The 18,639-nt window shown below is 69.0% G+C and carries 13 protein-coding genes; 4 read left to right on the forward strand and 9 right to left on the reverse strand.

Annotated elements, in window-relative coordinates; all coding sequences use genetic code 11:
* Positions 1-66 precede the first annotated feature (66 nt).
* Positions 67-4,887, reverse strand: coding sequence for a DUF2341 domain-containing protein (locus FKR81_RS08650; protein ID WP_186762854.1), 4,821 nt, complete (start codon positions 4,885-4,887; stop codon positions 67-69).
* Here FKR81_RS08650 and FKR81_RS43405 point away from each other — a divergent pair.
* Both FKR81_RS43405 and FKR81_RS08655 read left to right on the forward strand, forming a co-directional pair.
* The gene (locus FKR81_RS43405; RefSeq protein WP_186762855.1) at positions 4,859-5,263 is read left to right on the forward strand and encodes a hypothetical protein; all 405 of its coding nucleotides are present in this window, start codon (positions 4,859-4,861) and stop codon (positions 5,261-5,263) included. The genes FKR81_RS08650 and FKR81_RS43405 overlap by 29 nt on opposite strands.
* A 338-nt stretch (positions 5,264-5,601) precedes the next feature.
* Complete coding sequence (locus FKR81_RS08655) at positions 5,602-6,459, forward strand: SAM-dependent methyltransferase (RefSeq protein WP_235921402.1); 858 nt, start codon at positions 5,602-5,604, stop codon at positions 6,457-6,459.
* 183 nt (positions 6,460-6,642) lie between these two features.
* Here the strand turns inward: FKR81_RS08655 and FKR81_RS08660 are convergent, their stop codons facing one another.
* From FKR81_RS08660 to FKR81_RS43420, 7 genes are all read right to left on the reverse strand, one after another.
* Positions 6,643-7,026 carry a histone-like nucleoid-structuring protein Lsr2 gene (locus FKR81_RS08660; protein WP_146350454.1) on the reverse strand — a complete coding sequence of 128 codons (384 nt, stop codon included), beginning with the start codon at positions 7,024-7,026 and terminating at the stop codon, positions 6,643-6,645.
* A 139-nt stretch (positions 7,027-7,165) separates the two neighbouring features.
* Positions 7,166-8,404 (reverse strand): hypothetical protein, encoded by a 1,239-nt coding sequence (locus tag FKR81_RS43410; protein ID WP_186762856.1) that lies wholly within the window; start codon positions 8,402-8,404, stop codon positions 7,166-7,168.
* 198 nt (positions 8,405-8,602) lie between these two features.
* Entirely contained in the window at positions 8,603-9,409 is an 807-nt protein-coding gene (locus FKR81_RS08670) for a sigma-70 family RNA polymerase sigma factor (protein ID WP_146350455.1), read from the reverse strand.
* Between the two features lie 224 nt (positions 9,410-9,633).
* The gene (locus FKR81_RS08675) at positions 9,634-10,017 is read right to left on the reverse strand and encodes a hypothetical protein (protein WP_146350456.1); all 384 of its coding nucleotides are present in this window, start codon (positions 10,015-10,017) and stop codon (positions 9,634-9,636) included.
* A 17-nt stretch (positions 10,018-10,034) separates the two neighbouring features.
* Positions 10,035-10,427 (reverse strand): 6-carboxytetrahydropterin synthase, encoded by a 393-nt coding sequence (locus FKR81_RS08680; RefSeq protein WP_146350457.1) that lies wholly within the window; start codon positions 10,425-10,427, stop codon positions 10,035-10,037.
* Positions 10,428-10,440: 13 nt separating this feature from the next.
* Positions 10,441-10,608: a hypothetical protein gene (locus FKR81_RS43415; RefSeq protein WP_186762857.1), complete on the reverse strand. Its 168-nt coding sequence runs from the start codon at positions 10,606-10,608 to the stop codon at positions 10,441-10,443.
* A 323-nt stretch (positions 10,609-10,931) separates the two neighbouring features.
* A complete protein-coding gene (locus FKR81_RS43420; RefSeq protein ID WP_186762858.1) occupies positions 10,932-11,630 on the reverse strand; it encodes a response regulator transcription factor in 699 nt (232 codons plus the stop codon).
* Positions 11,631-11,705: 75 nt separating this feature from the next.
* On the opposite strand from FKR81_RS43420, the gene FKR81_RS43425 reads away from it, so the two are divergent.
* Positions 11,706-11,984: a hypothetical protein gene (locus FKR81_RS43425; RefSeq protein WP_186762859.1), complete on the forward strand. Its 279-nt coding sequence runs from the start codon at positions 11,706-11,708 to the stop codon at positions 11,982-11,984.
* Positions 11,985-12,315: 331 nt separating this feature from the next.
* The gene (locus FKR81_RS08690) at positions 12,316-12,735 is read left to right on the forward strand and encodes a helix-turn-helix domain-containing protein (RefSeq protein ID WP_146350459.1); all 420 of its coding nucleotides are present in this window, start codon (positions 12,316-12,318) and stop codon (positions 12,733-12,735) included.
* Positions 12,736-12,833: 98 nt separating this feature from the next.
* Here the strand turns inward: FKR81_RS08690 and FKR81_RS08695 are convergent, their stop codons facing one another.
* Positions 12,834-18,533, reverse strand: coding sequence for a DUF7927 domain-containing protein (locus FKR81_RS08695; RefSeq protein ID WP_146350460.1), 5,700 nt, complete (start codon positions 18,531-18,533; stop codon positions 12,834-12,836).
* Positions 18,534-18,639 lie beyond the last annotated feature (106 nt).

Raw genomic sequence — 18,639 nt, forward strand, 5'->3', positions numbered from 1 at the left:
GGACCCGTGTTTCCCGCAGTTGTTACGCGCGGCCGAAGTTCTTTCACCACAACGTGTGGACCTTGTTCAGGCACGGTCCGCGGTGCCGACGGACGCCGTCGGTTCGGGGTTGATCAGCTTGCGCGCCGTGACGTCGTCGAGCCACAGGTTCTGCCCACCTGGCACGGCGGACGTGCGGAAGCCGACGGTTCCCGTCGTCAGTTCCGATCCGGTGTTCGACCACCCGACGGCCAGGGACACCCCGGTGTTGCGGCAGTTGACCCTCACCTGCGTACCGACGACCATCACGCTCACCTTCGCCCACTGGCCGGAACCTGGACAGGCGTTGCTGCTCGCCGTGTCGAACGTGCTGTACGTGCCGTTGATGTCCTTACCGGTTCTCAGATAGCCGGTCGAGGAGATCGAGCCGAGATAGCCGTTCGACGGCGCCGACGTGCCCGCGCGCACGCTCTGCGCCACGTCGAAGGAGCTGGTCGACGACATCCGCCACCACGCGTCGAACTGCACGTCGGCCTGCGTGACGTTCTTGGCTGTCAACAGGTTTCCCGCGACCCCGGTGGGCAGCACCTTCAGCGCGTTGCCGCCGCCGTGGACCTGGTCGCTCGCGACGGTGTAGACGCTGCCCGCCCCGCTCGTCTGCTCGGAGGCGAACGTGAGGAAGCTGCCGGGGTTGCTCTGGTTGTTGTACTCGGTCAGGAACCACCCGGTCGAACGCGCCGTCGTGGCGACGCGCGCCTCGTCGAGCTTTCCGTCCAGGTAGCGGTTGGTCGTGCCGTCGTAGTTGGCCAGCGTGACTTTCGGCGTGATGTCGGTGATCGTGCCGGTCTGCGCGAGGGTGCCGAGCAGGACACCGTTCTTGTAGGCCCGGATGTTGCTGCCGTCGTAGCTCATGGTCATGTACATCCACGTCGCCGTCGGCAGGGTTGTCGCCGCCGCGAGCTCACGGGGCACGCCGCCGTCGCTGGTGGGCGTGCCGATCGAGGCCTTGAGGACTCCGGTGTCCATCCCCAGCGCCCAGCTCCAGTCGTTGGCCCCGGTGTTCGACGCCGTCGTGGACTTGGCGATCAGCCGTAGGTTCTTCACGGTGTCCAAGTTGACCCACGCCGACAAGCTGATCTGACCGACACTCGCGCCGTCGGCGTAGTCGGCGGTGGGGATCTTGTCGTCGGTGCCGTCGAAGTCGACCGAGCCGTCGATGTTGCCCGCCACCTGGTTGGACGAGCTCATGGTGCCGCTGGAGCTGCCGTGGTGTACGCCGCTCGTGCTGTCCTTGATCTCGTTGCTGCCGGGGTTCGTCGGGTTTTCCTTGAGGTGGTAGACACCGGCGAAGCCGCTCGTCCACACGTTGGCCGCATCGGACTGCGCGGAGGCCGAAGCGTTGCCGTAGTACATGTACAGCACGTTCGAGGAGCTCGACAGCGTCGGCATCTTCACCCAGGCGATGATCTGCCCGCTGCCGCTGGTGTACTTCTCCACCTCGTGCTTGAGCTTCGTCACGCCGTCGCTCGAGGTGAACAGGATGTCGTCGGCGTCGGCCTGGGCCTTGGTGATCAGCGCCGAGTCCGTTGTGCTGATCAGCACCGGGAAGTCCGTGTTCGTTCCGGAGATCTGGCCCGACGTCAGCGTGATCTGCTTGCGGTACAGCCAGTTGCTGTCGTACCACGAGTTCCAGCTGTCCAGCCCGCTCTCGAAGCCGTCCATGAAGACGTACAAGTTGGACTTGTTCGCCGGTGGGCTCGCCGCTGCCGGGTTGGCGTAGTAGAGGAAGAAATTGGCGTCGCTGCTGCTCGTCCCGATCGCCGATGGCATCTTGAACCACAGCTGCGTCGTCGCACTGTTCCACGACGAGAAGTCGTCGAGGACGCGGTCCAGCTCCGTCCAGGCCGAACCGTTCCAGTAAACGACGCGCACGTCGTCGCCGTCCGCCTGCGAGACGCCTGTCGACACCAGCGCCGCGTGGTCGAACGTGACGGACTGCGTGTAGTCGGCGGGCGACGCCGCGGTCGTGGTGGTGACGGAGATCGGACTGCGCAGTGCGTAGTTCGCGTTCCACCAGCCGGGGCCGCCCCACTCGACGACGAACCACGCGATGTCGGTCGCACCCGAGGTGTTCGCCCGCGTGAGCGTCAGCTGCGTCGCCGACGTCACCGTGACGGTCGCGGAGGCGACGCCGAGCACGTCGTCGGTGACGTAGTCCGAGCGGCCGGAGGACGCACCGGAGGACACCCGGACGGACGCGAACGCGGTCGCTCTGGACGTGTCCACCGGTGTCAGTGCCGGTGTGACCGTGGCCGTACCGCCCGCGAACGCGGCGGAGCCGGACTGCACGCGCGAGCCGTCTTTCAGCTCCACGACCTGCCAGCTGATCAGCTCGAGCGCGTCCGGCGTGCCGGACACGGATCTGTCGATCGTCAGCGTCGTGCTGTTGGTGAGCCGCGCCCGGATCATGCGGGCGCCGATGTCCGCGCCGCTGCCGCTGCTGGTGAACTCCGCGATGACGAATGCCCTGCTCAAGTCCACAGCGGACAGAGACGCGGTGGTGGACAGCGACGCGCCGGACAGCGACGTGGTGCCGCGCTGGACCGAGATGTCCGCGGCGTTGGTGAACTCCACCACCTGCCACCAGACCGTGTGCGGCGTGACGATCTTCGTCTGCTCCGCGCCGAGCATGGTGAACGTCCCAGGACTGTTCTGCGCGTTCTTGTTGGTCAGGTTCCAGCCTGCCGACCGCACCACCGAGGAGACCCGGACCTCGTCGACGAGGCCGTCGAAGTAGCCGTTGGCGCCCGCGGCGCCGGTCGACTCGTGGTAGGAGCCGATGCGCCACCAGCCGGGGTCGGACTCGGCCGTGGTGGCGGTGTCCTGCGTGGTTTGCAGTACACCGTCGACGTACAACAGCACCTGCTGCGTGGAGCTGCTGTAGGTGCCGACGTAGTGGTGCCAGTTGGCATCGTTCGTCGCCGCGTTGCCGACCGCGACCTGCACCGCCCCGTCGTAGATCATGAAGCGGGCCTTGCCGTCCGTGCCCATGTACAGGCTGCGGTCCCACAGGGTGGCGGCCGTGCCCGTCTGAGCGCCGTCCAGTCCGACGATCGACTTACCGGACGCGACCGTGGTCTGGGCCCACGCCTCAACGGTGAGCACCTGAGGTCCGCTGCCCGTCTGCTGGACGGCGGTGGAGAGGTAGTCGTTCGAGCCGTCGAGGTCGACGCCGAAGTCAGCCGTGTTGGTCATGCCAGGAGAGCCCTGGTACGTGGCGTGGTTGACCGCGGACGACGAGTCCTTGAAGCCGCCCGCGTTCGTGTTGACGGTCTCGTTCAGGTGCCAGACGCCGTAGTGGTTCGACGCCCACACCCCGGTCGCGTTCTGCTGGCTGCTCGCGCCCGCGTTGCCGTAGTACATGTACAGCGTCGTGTTGGACGCGTTGGTCAGGCTGGACACCCGGACCCAGATGTACATCTGACCGGTCGACGAGTTGAAGTACTCGACCTGGTGGTCCAGCTTGGTGACCCCGTCCGCCGCGGTGAACAGGATGTCGTCGGCGTCCGACTGCACCTTGCCGATCAGCCCGGCGTCGGTCCTCGCCACCAGCACGGGAAAGTCGGTGTGCGTGCCGGTGCCGACCTTCGTCGCGTCGACCGTGACCGCCTTGCGGTACTGCCAGCTCGTGCTGTACCAGCCGCTCTGCGTCTGCGCGCCGCCCAGCGTCATGAACGTCGCCGGCGAGTTCTGGTTGTTGTACTGGGTCGTGATCCACGACGAGCTGGGCACGGTGTCGGTGTACCGGACCTCGTCGACGCTGCCGGGGAAGTAGCCGTGGCCGCCCGCCGAAGGCCAGTTCGGCCCGAGCGAACGATAGGCGCCGACGCGCACGTAACCGTTGTAGGGCTGCGCCTGCGTGCTGGCCGTGGAGGTCTGGAAAGTCCCGTCCAGGTACAGGCCGATCGTGTCGGTGGCGTCGTCGCGATATCCCACCACGTGGTGCCACGCCCCGTCGGTGACCGTGCCCGTGGAGGCCACGGTGATGTTGTTGCCGGCGCCGTCGTTCACGCCGAAGTAGACCTTGCCGTCGGTGCCGACGTAGATGTGCCGGTCGTAGCTGCCGATGCCGGTGCCGACCTGCACCTGCTCGACGCCGACCACCTTCCTGCCGGATGCCGTCGATGTCTTGAACCACACCTCCTCCGCGAAGTTCTGCGGGTTCGTCAGCAGGTTCGTCGTGGACATGTAGTCGTCGGTGCCGTCGAGCGTCAGCGAGCCATTGATCTTGCCGGCCACCTGGGCGCCCGCCGCCATGCCCTGCGCGGTCCCGTTGTTGGCGAGCGACGACGAGTCCTCGAACTGCGGGGCGGTGGCTGCGGGGTTCTCCGAGAGGTGCCACACGGACTTGTACTGGCTCGGCCACGCCGCGGTGCCGCCCTGCTGGCTGGACGCGGAAGCGTTGCCGTAGTACAGGTACAGCATCGTGTCGGTCGTGCTCGACAGCGCGGGCACGTTGATCCACGCGACCAGCACGCCGGTGCTCGACGTCCACGACTCGATCTCGTGACTGAGCTTCGTCGTGCCGTTCGAACTGGTGAACAGCATGTCGTCGCCGTCGGACTGGCTGAACACCCGCAGGTCGGCGTCGGTGATGTTCACCAGCACCGGGAAGTTCGTCTGGTTCGCGCTGACCTTGGTGTGGTCGATGGTGATCGTCTTGCGGTACTGCCAGGACGCGTTGTACCAGGCGGCGGCCCCAGCGCCCGCCGGCGCGGACTGCGAGTCGAACCGGATGTTGTCGGTCGCGGTGAGCCTGCCCGCTGTCTGGTCGGTCGGCCCCCAGTCCGTTTCGGACGGTTCCACGGTCTTGGACCAGGTGAGGAACGACCGGTCGGTCGAAGCCACGGGGGTGATGGGCACGTTCGTCGTCGCGGCGGTCTGCGCCACCGCCCCGCGCTGGACCGACACGCCGCAGGAGTACTGCACCACCGACCACCGCACGGTGATCGTCGGCGGCGAGCCCTCGTCGGTCGCGCGGACGAACTCGAGCGTGGTGTTGCTCGCGATCCGCCCTCGGATGGTGGAGCCGACCGGCCTGGCACTGTTCGACGACGTGCTGAAGGTCAGGAACGACTTGGCCGGGTCGACGCTGGTGATGTTGACCGTCACCGTGCTCGCCGACGTGGTGACCTCCGTGCCCGACTGGGTCGACGCCACCTTGGCCTGGGGGCACGCGGCCGAACTGAACACGTTGCCCGCACTCGTCCCCAGGTACGTGTAGAAGGCCGCGACACCCAGTGGAGACCAAGCGAGGAGGAGTGAGGACAGAATGACCACGTTGAGCCGCGCAAACGAACCGAACGTGCGCGACCGACGGCGCCGCTGATTGTGGCCCCCATTGCCCATGTCGAACTCTCTCAAGTCATCCGGCGACTTGCCTTACGCGCAATGCTAGCGAGCAACGCCACCACACCAACTCAATGTCACACGATTTGAGGAAATGGATCTACCGTGCGTAATAGCAGGTAGAAAACTTGGCATTAGCGTTCCCCAGTTGTCGCATCCCCAATTTTGACTACTTCTACCGCGCCATCGCACAGGGCCGCGAACACTGCCATCGTGGCCGAAATCAAAACGAGTCAACCCGCAGCCGCACCACCGATCTGGGCGCCCGGCGACAACGGCCAGGAAATGCCCAACACCGCGAGGGTCCGCGACTACTGGCTGGGCGGCTCGCACCACACACATGTGGACCGGCGAATGGCCGAGCAGTTCACGTTGTGCGCGCCACACCTGCCGTACCTGGTGCGCACGCACCGGACGTTCCTGCGGAGGGTGGTCACGCATCTCGTCCACAACGGCGTGCGCCAGTTCCTCGACCTCGGCTCGGGCGTGCCCACCGTCGGCCAGGTGCACGAGGTCGCCCAGCGGGCGGACCCCGAGTCCCGCGTGGTCTACGTCGACCTCGATCCCGTGGTCGTGTCCGAGTCCCGCGAACTGCTGGCGGGCCGTGCGGGCACGGCCTACGTGCAGGCCGACCTGTGCCGTCCGGAGGAGGTGCTGAAGGCGCCGGAACTGCGCGCCGTGCTGGACCTCTCCCAGCCGGTCGCCGTGCTGGTGATCGACGTGCTGCACTTCGTGCCCGACTCCGCCGATCCGGCCGGCCTGCTCACCGCCTACGCGAACGCGTTCGGGCCGGGGACGCACGTCGCCGTGTCGCACACCTGCCAGGACGATCGGATGGTCGACGCCGTCCGGTTGTTCAGCGACATCTACGGGTTCCCCACACCCTCGTTCGCCTTTCGCCACCCGGCTGAGGTCGTCGACCTGCTGGCCGGCTTCGAGATCGGAGAACCCGGCATCGTTCCGCTGCCCCTGTGGCGCCCGGATCAGCAGCAGCACGAGCCTGACCGGAATCCAGAGCAGTTCCACGCCTGCGCCGCCCTCGCTCGCTCCCGGCCCGCGGAGTGCCGGTGACGAGCGCGCTGGAAGTGCTGTCCCCGATCAGCACGCCGTTGGACCACCTCGCGGTCACCGGTGTGCTGCTGGTCGTCTGCGGCGTGGCGCTGAAGGTCGCGGCACGCCGCCCATCGCGATCGCGGCGTGCCGCCCGAAAGCGCAGTCAGGCAACGATTCCCGGACAGCGGCGGCGGCGAGTCGTCACGGGCCGTGCACGTCGAGAAGATCGTCGCACATCCGCGTGATGCCCTCGTGCGCGTCCTCGTGCGCGAACTTGAACGCCACGATCGCGGCGTCCGGGATGCGCCCCCGCCCGCACAGGCTGAACCCGTTCTCCAGCGCCCACGTCCTGATCAGGGCAGGAAGGTCCCTGCGGTCGACGAACGCCAGACCGCCCGCGGCGTCTCCCGCACGCCGGGCGGCCTGGATGAACTCAGCCAAGACGTCGCGCAGTGCGGCGGCGTTGGCCGGCGTCAGATCGATCTCGTAGCGGAGCCCGTCCAGTCCGAAGTGGACCGTCGATACGTCCTCGCCGCAGGTCCCATCGAGATCGTCGATCTTCCGGACGACGATTTGCACGGCCATTCTGTTCACCTCAAGCGCGACGGATGAGCGGATCTGAGACGGGTGCGGCGAGAACCGAGCTCGCCGCACCCGCTCCACCGGCGCGATGACCGGTCCGGAGCCTGCCAGTGCGACCCGGAGGCTGGTCAGGCTCCGTTGCTCACACGCCCACGCCGGCACCGGCATCCACACCGGCGCCAGCGCTCACACCTGCGCCGACCGCGGCGTCGACGTCGGCGGCGACAGCCGCCGTCAGACCGAGGGCAGCGGCCAGCGCGACGTCGAGGTCCACGTCTGCGGCCACGCCGAGCGCGACGGCGAGACCGAGGCCCGCGTCAACGTCGACGTCGGCAACCGCACCAGCGCCCACACCGGCATCCACGTCAGCGTCAGCGTCAGCGTCAACGTCGGCGTCAACGTCGGCGTCGGCGTCAACGTCCACATCCGCACCGGCAGCCACACCGACACCGACACCAACGCCCACACCCACACCAACGCCCACGCCGACACCGGCGCCCACACCGACACCGGCGCCCACACCGACACCGGCGTCGGCATCCACGTCGGCATCCGCACCGGCAGCCACACCCACGCCGCCGTTCACCACCACGTGCACGCCCGCGCCCGCGGTCACGTCGACCACGACACCGGTCGCCGCGTCCACGTCGGCAGCGACATCCGCGTCCGCGCCGGCATCGACGTCGGCATCCGCGTCAGCGTCGGCATCCACGTCCGCGCCGGCATCCACGTCCACGTCGGCATCCGCATCGACGTCGGCATCCACGTCAGCGTCGGCGTCCACGTCAGCGTCGGCGTCCACGTCAGCGCCCACGGCGACGTCCGCGGCGACACCAGCGACCACGCCGAGAGCAGCGGCGAGAGAAGCGTCAACGCCCACGGCGGCCGCGACACCGAGTCCCACGCCGACACCCGCGTCAGCCGTGGCGCCAACACCCGCGACAGCGTTCACGCCGGCCTGCGCGGTGGCGTTGCCCGCCGCGTCGGCCGTGGCCGTGGTCACGACCAGGTCCGGGTCGTCGATGCCGGCCATCGTGACGACACCGGGGTCGTGGTCGGCGGACGTCTCGATCACCGGGTCGTCGTGCCCGGTCGCGGCCAGGAGCACCGGGTCGTGGTTGCCGGAGAGCACCGGCTGCGGGCCACCCGCCGGGTACATCGTGTCGTCATCGGTACCCACGCCCATGATCCCCGCGTCCGGGGCGGACGCACCGGAGGCCGGCTCGGACTGCGCGGGCGCACTCGCGACCGGGGCGTCCTGCGAGGCCGGACCCATGTGGTCCTCCTGCACGTGCGCACTCGCAGTCGAGAACCCGTTCGCGAGAACCGCGACGCTCGCCGCCGCCACCGTCAGCAGTCCCTTGTACAGCTTCTTCTGCATTCCGTTTCCTTTGTTTCAAACTCGATGGATCGAGGTACGAGAGCCTCGTGACTCAATGGGAGACACGCCGCGGCCAGGATTCGTTTCGAACGATGCGGCACGGCGCAGCCCGAACGCTAGCGAGAAAGAAAAATGAAAGCCAAACCGAGTCATCAATTATGGGGATGATCAAGACGAATTTTGGGGATGCCGACGCCGTCAGAACGCGGCAGCGAGAGCCGCACGCCTGTTCGCGGGTGCGGGCAGCGAGATCGACACCGGCGAGCAACGGCGAAGCTGCGTCAGCAGGTCCGACAGCTCACCGACCGCTGCCGCGCAACTGGCACACGACTCGATGTGGTGCTGGACGCGCACCCGCAGACCGCGGCCCAGCCGACCGCACAGCCACGCGGCGAGGTTGCTCGCGGGCAGCCTGCACTCCTCGTTCACCGCGGCCTTGACGTGCATCTGCACGTAGGCGACCCGAAGCCCCTCTCGCGCGCGGAACGCGAGCGCCGCCAACGCGTTCGGCTGCAGGCCGAGCAGGTCGGCGACAGCGGACGTCGAGCGGTTCTCGATCTCGAGGTGGACCAGCACGGTCCGCCACCGCTCCGGCAGGCTCTCCAGCGCCTGGACGGCGAGGTCGGCGTCGAGCTTCTCGATCAGCAGGTCGCGGTCGATCGTGGGCAAGACCTGCTCCGGCAGTTCGGCATGTCGGTCGACCAGGCGCTCACCGGCCAGCTGCTTGTAGAACGTCGTGCGGACGGTGGTGAGCAGGTAGGCGCGGAACTGCGCCGTCGGGCCTCCGCCGGACACGATCCGCCGCAGCACCTTGGTGAAGGCTTCGGCGACGAGGTCATCCGCACCCTGCGAGGTGCCCAGCAGCCGGCACGCGAAGCTGTGCGCGGCCGACTCGTACCTGCCGTACAGCTCACCGAACGCCTCCCGGTCACCCCGGCGCACGGCGTTGAGCAGGTAGGCATCCGGATCACAGCCAACCCTGTTGTCGTCGAGGTCCTGAGCCATCTCACCTACGCCCTTTGTCCGGTGGTCGGTAGGCCAAAGCTACAACCAGGCTCAACGAAAAGCAGCGCACGAGCCTCCATTCCGACATCTTTTCCGCCCGTCCGGCTCGACTGCGGTAACTCAGCCACTCGATGCCATCCCAATAATTGCCGAGACAGTCATCCGATGTGATGATGACCGCGCACGAAGAAGTGCAATGTGATTGCTCAGCGACAGAATTCAAGTCACCTGCCACCGCGAGCGAACATCGACGACGCGGGCCGGAGCAGCTTCGGTGCCGCCGAGTGCTCGGGATGGGGCAGCGCGCGCAACTCCCCGATCGCGTCGATCATCGTGCCCGTGTACTCCCAGAGGACCTGTGGCACCGCGACGCGCCGTGCGGCGAGGTAGTCGTCAGTGCGCAGCCGGGCGACGGTCACGTCGTCGACGGCACGCACGGTGATCGTCTCGCTCACGACGAGCCCCACCCGCACGCCGTAGAGGCACTCGACCCCGTGGATGCTGGCCTGGAAGAACGTCCACCCACCACCTCCCGACCGCGCCAGCGACGCGAGCTCGGCCAGGTGCGGATGGCGGCGAAGAGCTTCCCGGAACTGCGGACTGGACACCAGAACCCACCTCTCGGTCATCGAACGCCGTCTCGGCCCCGTATCGCGAGGCACCGCGCGCGCGACGCGCGGCCTGCCGAGACCGCCACGCTGTGCAGCGTCTCGGTGACGTAGCCGCCCAGGTGGGAGCGGCACCACCTGACCAGGTGCCCGGCAAGTCGCGCCGGGGTCGGATCTCCCACCAGCACGTCGTTGAGGTGCCGGGCCTCCAGCTCCGTCGTCACGTACCGGCGCAGGGGTTCCAGCGCCGCGGTCTCGGCCGGGCCGTCCGTCGGCAGCAGTGAGGCCGCGAACAACACGACCTCCACGGACCACTGGTGCATGTGCACGCCGTGGCACGGATGTGTCGACTGGAGCCCGAGGATCTCGTGCGTGGCGACGAAGGTGTAGTGCTCGCTGATCTCATACATGATGGCGCCGGCGTCACGACCGGCGCGCCGGCTCCGAGATGCCGGGCTCGGCGGAGGCGGCTCGCACGGCCGCGGCCTTGAGCGCCGCACGCAGGCGGCCCACCTGCAGCGGCGCCAGGTAGACGGGACCGAACGCGGTTCCCTCCAGTGCGACACATCCGCGACCTAGGCTGACGATCACCGTCGAGTCACCCCTCCGCTCATCCCCTCCGACGCCGCGGGGCGAGGCGGCCCTCCGGCCGCGTCCCAGCCGGTCCAGGATCGACAACAGCGGCATTCTCCGATCACGGCGACTCACCAAACCAGCTCCTCGTCGATCTGACTGCCGGACACACGAGATCGAGACCGCGGTGGCGGGGAAGGAGATACCCGCCACCACGGCCCCTGGAGGCGACGGAGTCACGACCGGGTCACCCGAAGTTTCACCGGCCGCGACGGGGCTATGTCCGTCGCCGTGAATGTGGACCCCACCGCACGGGGTTCATTACGACCCGCCTCGCCGTATCACCCGGAGGGGGTCGATTCGTTGGAGAGCAAGGACATCGTGAACGCCTTCGCGACTGCGTGCGCCCGGTCTCTCGCCTCCAGCTTGCGCAGGACGTGGTTCACGTGCGTCCGGACGGTCTCGGCGGTGACGCCCAGCATGCTCGCGATCTGCACAGCTGTGCGCCCTTCGGCGACCAGCTGCAGCACCTCCAGTTCGCGCCGGGTCAGCGGCCTGCTCTTGGTGATCGCGACCGGCCTGAGCGGGCCGACGGAGGCGTGCAGGTGGGGGTCGACGAAGTGGCCGAGGTCGACGCCGAGTCTGATCGCCGCGATCAGGCGATCGGCGTCGGCCTCGATGGGCACCAGCGAGTGCACCCCGTGACATCGCGCCCGTGCCATCGCCTCCTGGTTCCGTGCCTCGTCCCCGAGCAGTGCGACCACGGTCAGCTCCTTGAACAGGCGGGTCAGCAGCTCGCACAGCTTCCAGCCGGGATCGCTGCGCGAGCTGATCAGCACGACGTCCGGGCCGGTCCGTTCGCACAGCTCGATGGCGGCGCGCGCTCCGCCGACCGCGTCGACCCACACCAGTGCCGGGTCCGCGGTGACGACGGTCTGCACGCCACGCCGCAGCAACGGCACCAGGTCGACGAGCGCGACCGCGATCCTGCGCTCAGGGACGTGTGCGCGAGCCTCGGCGATCGGCGACGCGGCGGTCACCCGCACGTCATCGGCCGATCGGAGCGGCGATGCCCGCTTCCGCCTGGATGCTTGTCGGGCAGTACGCCCACCGACATGCTCGCCGCAGGCGGTGTCGTGCGCGGCGGCTTCGTCTGCGGCTGTCCGGCGCACGACATGGGCGGGGCCACCGGGTCCGCGTCCCGTGCGACCGGCGGAATCACGGGGCCGGTGGACTTCACCGGCCCCACCGGCCCCGGCGGCGGTGTGGCGGCCCCCGGTGCGGGCGGCTCGGCCGTCGGCCCGTCGTTCACCACGGTCACCGTGACCACGCGTTCGGGCACGTCCGCACTGGCGTTCCCGGCCACCGTCGCCCCGGCGCCGGGGGTTCGGTAGACGGAGTCGAACGACGCGCCGACGAGAACCGCGAGCGGCACGAGCAGCGCGGCAACGAGACTCCTCTTCGCACAGTCGTCGCATTTGGACTGATTCTCCTTCGGCGACACCAGCCGATGTCTGCCCGCTGCTCTGCGGCGCCACATGCCGACTCCCGTTCCGGTCTTGTCGTTTCGACACATCACGGTGGATGACCTCGGCGGGCGGACCGCTTACGCGTGGAGAGGCGAGTTCACCGGAGCGAGCGAACCTCGGCGTCCACGCGTAATCCGGGTGCGGCCGGGGTGTCTATCAACGTCGTTGCCCGATCTGTCTCAGGAGGACACGAGTCGTGATCAGCCGTGTGCCGACGCGCGTTCTGCGCGTCGCCCTCATCAGCTCCCAGCCGTCGCTGGAGCGAGGAGTAGCCCCGATCGTCCGGGAAAGTCCCCAGCTGACGTGGACGGGCTCGGCGCCGGACTCGGACGGCGCGATCCACCTCTGCCGGGCCGACGGCCCGGACGTGCTGCTGGTCGACTCGGCGACCGACCCGCGGTGGGACATGTCGCTGTTGCTGACCTCCATGTTCCCGAACCTGGTGATCGTCGCGCTGCTGCGCAGGCAGTCCCGCAACTCGGTGACCGCCGCCTGGGCGCGGCTGCACGGCGTGCAGGGCCTCGTCGGCCTCAACGCCGACGCCTCCTGCCTGCTCGCCGCGATCCAGTCGGCTGTCGAGATCGGCCACTACGTGCAGCCGGGGATCACCACCTAGGACCTCGTCAGGTTGGCCGTTCAGGGTCGTGGGTGCACAGGAGGCCGGTAGCATGCCGAATCACTCACTCCCCTGAACAGCTGCGACGGATCGCGGCATCACCGCGATCGGCGGCGGGTGGCCAGCACGAGCGCGACCCCGGCGATGAGCAGCACGGCGCCCATACCGGCCAGCCACTCGATGTCCAACCCGGTCGCCGCGAGGCTGTCGTCGGGCACCGGGGCGCAGGCGTCGGTGGTGAGGCTGGTTCCGTTGACGATCACCGTGGCGGTGTTGCGCAGTCCGCCGCCCTGTTCCCCCGCGGCCGGTGCGCAGCCCGCCCGCGCACTCGCGCCAGGCTCGGCGTGCACCGTGACGACGTAGGTGTGCCCGGCGCCCGCGGCCAGACGCACGCCGTTCGCGACCCGCAGGTCCGTCCTGCCGTTCCAGCCGGGGTTCGTCGGAGCCACGTCGGGGCTCATCATCACGGTCGCGCCGGTCACTTCGGTCCCCGCACCGAGCCGCAGTTGGTCGTCGAGGTCGTACGTCGTGTCGGCAGCGCCCTTGTTCACCACCGTGATCCGGTAGTCGACGACGACGTCGCCGCCGGGCTCGACCCGAGGCGAACCCGGCAGCACGACCTTGGTGAGCGTGACGCCGGGGAAGGGAGCGCACGCGTTGGCCGAGGTCGAGACGCCGTTCACGACCATCGCCGCGGTGTTCAGCGCACCGGTGCCCTCCTCGTCCTGCCCGAGCGCGCAGTCGAACGCCTCGGCACGGGCGCTCGCGGGTGGGGTGGCGACGACCTCGACGGTGTAGGTGTGCTCCTCGCCCGCCGCCAACGGGATGTCCTCGCCCACAACGGGAACGAGCCGACCGTCCCAACCGGACACTCCTTCGGCGGTGGCCGACTCGATGGTCGTGCCCGTGCCGAACCGCAGGCTGTCGTGCAGGCTGTACGAGGTCCCCGCCGCGCCGTCGTTGGTGACGGTGATCCGATAGGTGATCGCGTACCGGCCGTCTCCGCGCGGCGTGGCACGCACGACGTCCTTGGTCAGGGCGACCGCGGGAAGCCCGTCGCACGCGGCGGCTTCCTCGGTGACACCGTTGCTGTTCATCGTGACGAGGTTGCGCAGACCGGTGCCGCTCTCGCCGGGGTCGACGACGCAGTCCGTCGCCTTCCCGGTGGCCAGCGACCGCACGGTCGTGGTGACTCGGTAGACGTGCGAACCGCCACCGGCGATCGTCACGTCGGTGACGAACCGTCCGTCGTCCGTGCCGCGCCACCCGCTGTCGGGTGCCGGGCCGTCGCCGACGGCGCTCGCCGCCACCTCGTCGGTCCGGATCCCCGAGCCGAACCGCAGGTGGTCGGTCAAGCTGTAGACGGCCGCACCGGCGCCGGTGTTCGTCACCGTGATCTCGTACATCGCGGTGTGCGTGCCGTCGCCGTTGGGTGTGACCGGAGCCGCCATCTCTTGCGTGACCGACAGGAGTGCCGCCTCGGCGCAGGCCTCCGCGGTGCGGGCTGAGCCGTTGCTGGTCGCGACGGCGCGGCCGAGGAACCCCGTGCCGGTCTCGCCCTTGTCGAGCATGCAGTCGGTCGCCGCGGTCGCGGCAGTGGTGGGATCGACCACGTAGACGACGGTCAGCTGATAGGTGTGAGTGACGTCCGCCGCGATGCCGACCCCGCTCACGATCTCCTGCCCGGCCGTGCCGTTCCAAGCCTGGTTCGTGGCGACCGGTCCGGCCGCCACCGCCGACACGACACTGATCCCCTTGCCCGGCAACAGTTCGTCGGTCAGGTCGTACGCGGTCGCCTGGGCACCTGAGTTCCGCACGTCGATCTCGTAGACAACGGTGTGCGTGCCGTCGCCGTTCGGCTTCGGCGAGCCCGGCAGCACCACCTTCGAGATCGAGAGATGCGGGAACGCGACGCACGCGGTCGCGGCACGGGACACCCCGTTGCTCAGCACGATGGCCCTGTTGCGGGCTCCCGTTCCGCTCTCACCCGAGTCCAACGCGCAGTCCAGAGCTCCCGCGGCGGGATCGTCCGGTGGGCTCGCGGTCACGGTGACCACGTAGACGTGGCTGCTGTTGGCCTCGATGGAGACGTCCGACGCGACGAAGGGATCGGTCGAGCCGTCCCACCCGGCGCCGGTTCCCGCCGCGGGTGGGAGCGTCGCGCTCGCTGCGACGATCTGCACGTCCGCGCCGTACTCGAGCGAGTCGGCGAGGTCGTAGCGGCCTTCGCCCGCGCCATCGTTCGTCACGGTGACCTCGTAGGTGGTCGTGTACGTGGAGTCGCCGTTCGGAACGAAGCCGGTCACCTTCTTGCCAACGGAGATCACCGGCAGAGCGGTGCACGCCTCGACGGCGAGGGAGCGTCCGTTCTGCGTCGCGGTCGCGATGTTGCGCAGACCAGTGCCCGTCTCGCCGGGATCCGCGATGCAGTCAGCCCTGGTGCCGGTGACGCTCGGATCCGGTTCGACCACCACGGTGACGCGGTAGACGTGCGAGGTGCTGCCGGAGACCGGGATCGCCTTCACCACCACGACGTCCGACGCACCGTCCCAGGACGAGCTGGTGGGCAGCGTCCCCGGTGACGTGTTCACGACGCCGGTGGTCCGGACGTCGATGCCTGCGCCGAACCTCAGCTGGTCGGTCAGGTCGTACGTGGTCGCGCCCGCGCCGCGGTTGGCCACGGTCACGTCGTAGATCTGGGTGAAGGTGCCCTCGCCACCGGGTGCCGGGCCGCCGACCGCCTGCTTGGTGACCGCGAGGTTCGGCGCCTCGACGCACGCATCGGCGTGCTGGCTGTGGCCGTCGCCGGTCACCGTGGCGGTGCCGAGGAAACCCGTTCCGCTCTCGCCGTCCGCCACCACGCAGTCCGTCGCCCCGCCGGCGGCCGCGGGATCCACCGAGGTGACCGCGGTCGCGACATAGGTGTGCGTGTCCCCCGGTTCGATGTCCACACCGGACGCCACGGAGGTGGAGCCCCGTCCGTCCCAGCCGGGACTCACCGGCACCGTCCCCGGCGCGATGTTCGCCACCGACACCACGCCCGCCGACAGGCCGGAACCGAAGCTCAGTGCGTCGGCCAGGTCGTAGGTGACGCTCGTGGCACCGGAGTTCACGACGTCGATCCGGTATTCAACCGTGTAGGTGCCGTCGCCGTTGTGCTTCGGCGAGCCGGGCAGCACGGTCTTCGTCAGCGACAGCCGCGGGATCGGGCTGCACGCCTGCGCGGTCTCGGTCCCCCCGCTGCCGGTGACCGCGGCCGTGTTGCGGAATCCGGTGCCCGTCTCGCCGTCGTCGGTCGCGCAGTCGGTCGCGGCTCCCGTGGTGGCTGGGCCGGGACTCGCGTTCACGGTGAGCCGGTACGTGTCCGTCTCACCGGGAGCGATGCTGACCCCGGTCACCACCGAGGTGTGGTCGCGACCGTCCCAGCCGACGTTGACCGTCTCCCCGCTCAAGTCCACCGCGCTCGTCGCGTGCACCGTCACGCCGGCACCGAACCGCAGCTCGTCGGCCAGGTCGTAGGTGGACGGTTCCGAGCCACCACCGGTGACCGCGAGGTCGTAGACGAGCGTGAACGAACCGTCCGCGTTCGGCGTCCTGGACACCACGTTCTTGCTGAGCGAGACCACACGGGACTCCAGGCCGACCTCGCACACGACGCAGTTGATCGCGGCTCCCGGCGATCCCGTGACGACGTTGCGCAGGGCACCGTCACCGGTGTCCGGGTCGGTCGCGGTGACCACGTAGGTCACCGTGGCGGACTGTCCGGCCGCGAGCTCGCCGGACCAGGACAGAACCGGCGACGTGAAGTCCGCCACGCCGGAAGAGACGACCACGTCGTCCACTGTGAACACCGCGTCGTCGAGCACGCCGGTGAGGTCGTCGGTGAAGCTCGCCGGATCGCTTGCGGTGAAAGGAACCTCGCCGCTGTTGGTGACCGTGACCGTGAACCGCACGACGTCCCCCGGCTTGTACTCCGTCCGGTCCGCCTCCTTCACGATCTTCAGTGCCGGCACGTGGACGACCGTCGCGCACGCCGGATCCGTGGCCCCGGTGACGCAGCTGGCGCCGGGTGTGGTGGACACGACCGAGTTGACGAGCTTCTTGTCCCCGGTGTCCGGCTGGTTCACCCGCGCCGAGTAGGTGATCGTCGCCTTCTCTCCCGGCGCCAGCGGCCCGGCCCAGTGCAGCGTCGACGCCGTGACCGACGCGATGCCCGCGGTCGCGGTGGGCGGGCCGGTCATCGTGGCGTCGTCGAGCACGTCGCTCAGGTCGTCGGTCACCTCGGCCGGGTCTGCGGCGGTGTGGGCGAAGTCGCCGGTGTTCTCGACGGTGACGGTGTAGGTCACCACGTCGCCGGGATGGGCGGTCGGCCTGCTCGCCGTCTTCGCGATGCGCAGGTCGTGTCCCAGCACCGGCACGGACTGCGCGACCATGACCGGGACGTACGCCCAGTCATCGATGTACCGGACGTCGCCCCACGCGCCGTTGACGCCGTTGTTGGAGTTGGCACCGCCGACACTGCCGCAGCTGCCGAGGTCCCAGCCGTGCACGCCACCCGTGCTCGGCACGCCCGCCCGGCCGTCGGTGACCGGCGTTTCGCTGCACCTGTTCGGGTCCGGGTGGGGGAACGTCGTGTCGTTCCAGTGCAGCGTCCGCTTCCCGATGGGTGTGCCGTTGAGCCGGGTCACGTCGATGCCACCACCGCGCAGCTCGACGTCGGAGTTGATGAAGTGGATCTCCGCGACGCGGTCGACGACGATCCGGAACGAGATCGACCGGTTGGCGGCGATCGGCGTGCCCGTGCCGTCGATCCCGTCGAAGGACACCGACACGGGCCCCTCCGCCGCGGTGACCGGCAGCGTCCGGTCGACCGGATCGCCTGTGTCACCGTCGTTGTCGACGTCCACGCGCACCACGAAGGCACCGCTGTAGTCGGCGAGCCCGAAGGTCAGCGTGCCCGCACGGGATCCGGGAGCGGCGGGGGTGAACGTCGCGTCGCTGATCGTCGGGTCCGGCGCGATCGGCGGCTTGACCCAGTCGGTGCTGGAGTCCCACCGGGTCGCGGCCGCGGGGAGGTCGTCCGACGGCGGCTCGAAGAACACCTTGAAGACGCCTCCGCACGCGCCTTCGGCGGGCTGCAGCGTGGCACTGCTCTCGTACGCGGGCGTGCAGGTGCCTGCTCGCACGACACCGAAGTTGTCGGCCGCGATCGTGGAGTCGATGCCGTTGTACTGACGGTAGATTCCCTGGTAGGTGTAGCCGAACTCGCTCTGGTACCAGAACGAGAGGTCGACCGGCTGCGCGGTCGCGTTCTGGTTCATCAGGTACTTCTCCGTCCACACGCGACCCGGCAGCCCCGTTGCGCCACTGCGCACCGCGATGCTCCAGCTGAACCGGTCGCCGCTGCACTGCCCGGTGCTCGGGCAGTCGGACATGGCGAACTCGACCGACCAGATCCCGGCGGCCGGGCTGGTGAGGCCGGGCAGGGTGCACGCGGCGCCGACAGGGGCGTCGTCGAGCACCTGGCAACTGGCCGGGAACCCTCCTGGTCTGCGGACCGTCACGGTGACGTCGCGCAAGGCGGCGCCGGTCGAGTCGGTGGCCTTGATGAACGACGCGTCGAGCTGCTCACCCGGCGAGAGGTGCGCGAAGAACGTCTGCGGCGATCGGATGTGCGTGTTCGCTGGGCTGGCCGACCCGCTCGGGGGCGGCGTCGCGACGCAGGGAGATGGGGTGACCGCGGTGGCGAGCAGCAGAGCCACGGCGCAGACCCCCGTCAGCCGCGTCCAGCACATCATCTATTGCTCCTCCACTCGCGCGTGCCACTCGTTCTTCCCGATGAAGACCGCGAAACAAGAGCCGATTACGGGCGAGAAGCAGATCTCACGAGTTCGTGTGAAAGAA

Origin of the sequence: Lentzea tibetensis (assembly GCF_007845675.1) — a bacterium.
Taxonomy (GTDB): domain Bacteria; phylum Actinomycetota; class Actinomycetes; order Mycobacteriales; family Pseudonocardiaceae; genus Lentzea; species Lentzea tibetensis.

What these genes read in the sequence shown, in the direction of transcription:
- FKR81_RS08660 (WP_146350454.1), bottom strand. Translation starts at nt 7,026, where the DNA reads ATGGCCGTGCAAATCGTCGTCCGGAAGATCGACGATCTCGATGGGACC.
- FKR81_RS43410 (WP_186762856.1), bottom strand. Translation starts at nt 8,404, where the DNA reads ATGCAGAAGAAGCTGTACAAGGGACTGCTGACGGTGGCGGCGGCGAGC.
- FKR81_RS08670 (WP_146350455.1), bottom strand. Translation starts at nt 9,409, where the DNA reads ATGGCTCAGGACCTCGACGACAACAGGGTTGGCTGTGATCCGGATGCC.
- FKR81_RS08680 (WP_146350457.1), bottom strand. Translation starts at nt 10,427, where the DNA reads ATGTATGAGATCAGCGAGCACTACACCTTCGTCGCCACGCACGAGATC.
- FKR81_RS43425 (WP_186762859.1), top strand. Translation starts at nt 11,706, where the DNA reads ATGCTCGCCGCAGGCGGTGTCGTGCGCGGCGGCTTCGTCTGCGGCTGT.
- FKR81_RS08695 (WP_146350460.1), bottom strand. Translation starts at nt 18,533, where the DNA reads ATGATGTGCTGGACGCGGCTGACGGGGGTCTGCGCCGTGGCTCTGCTG.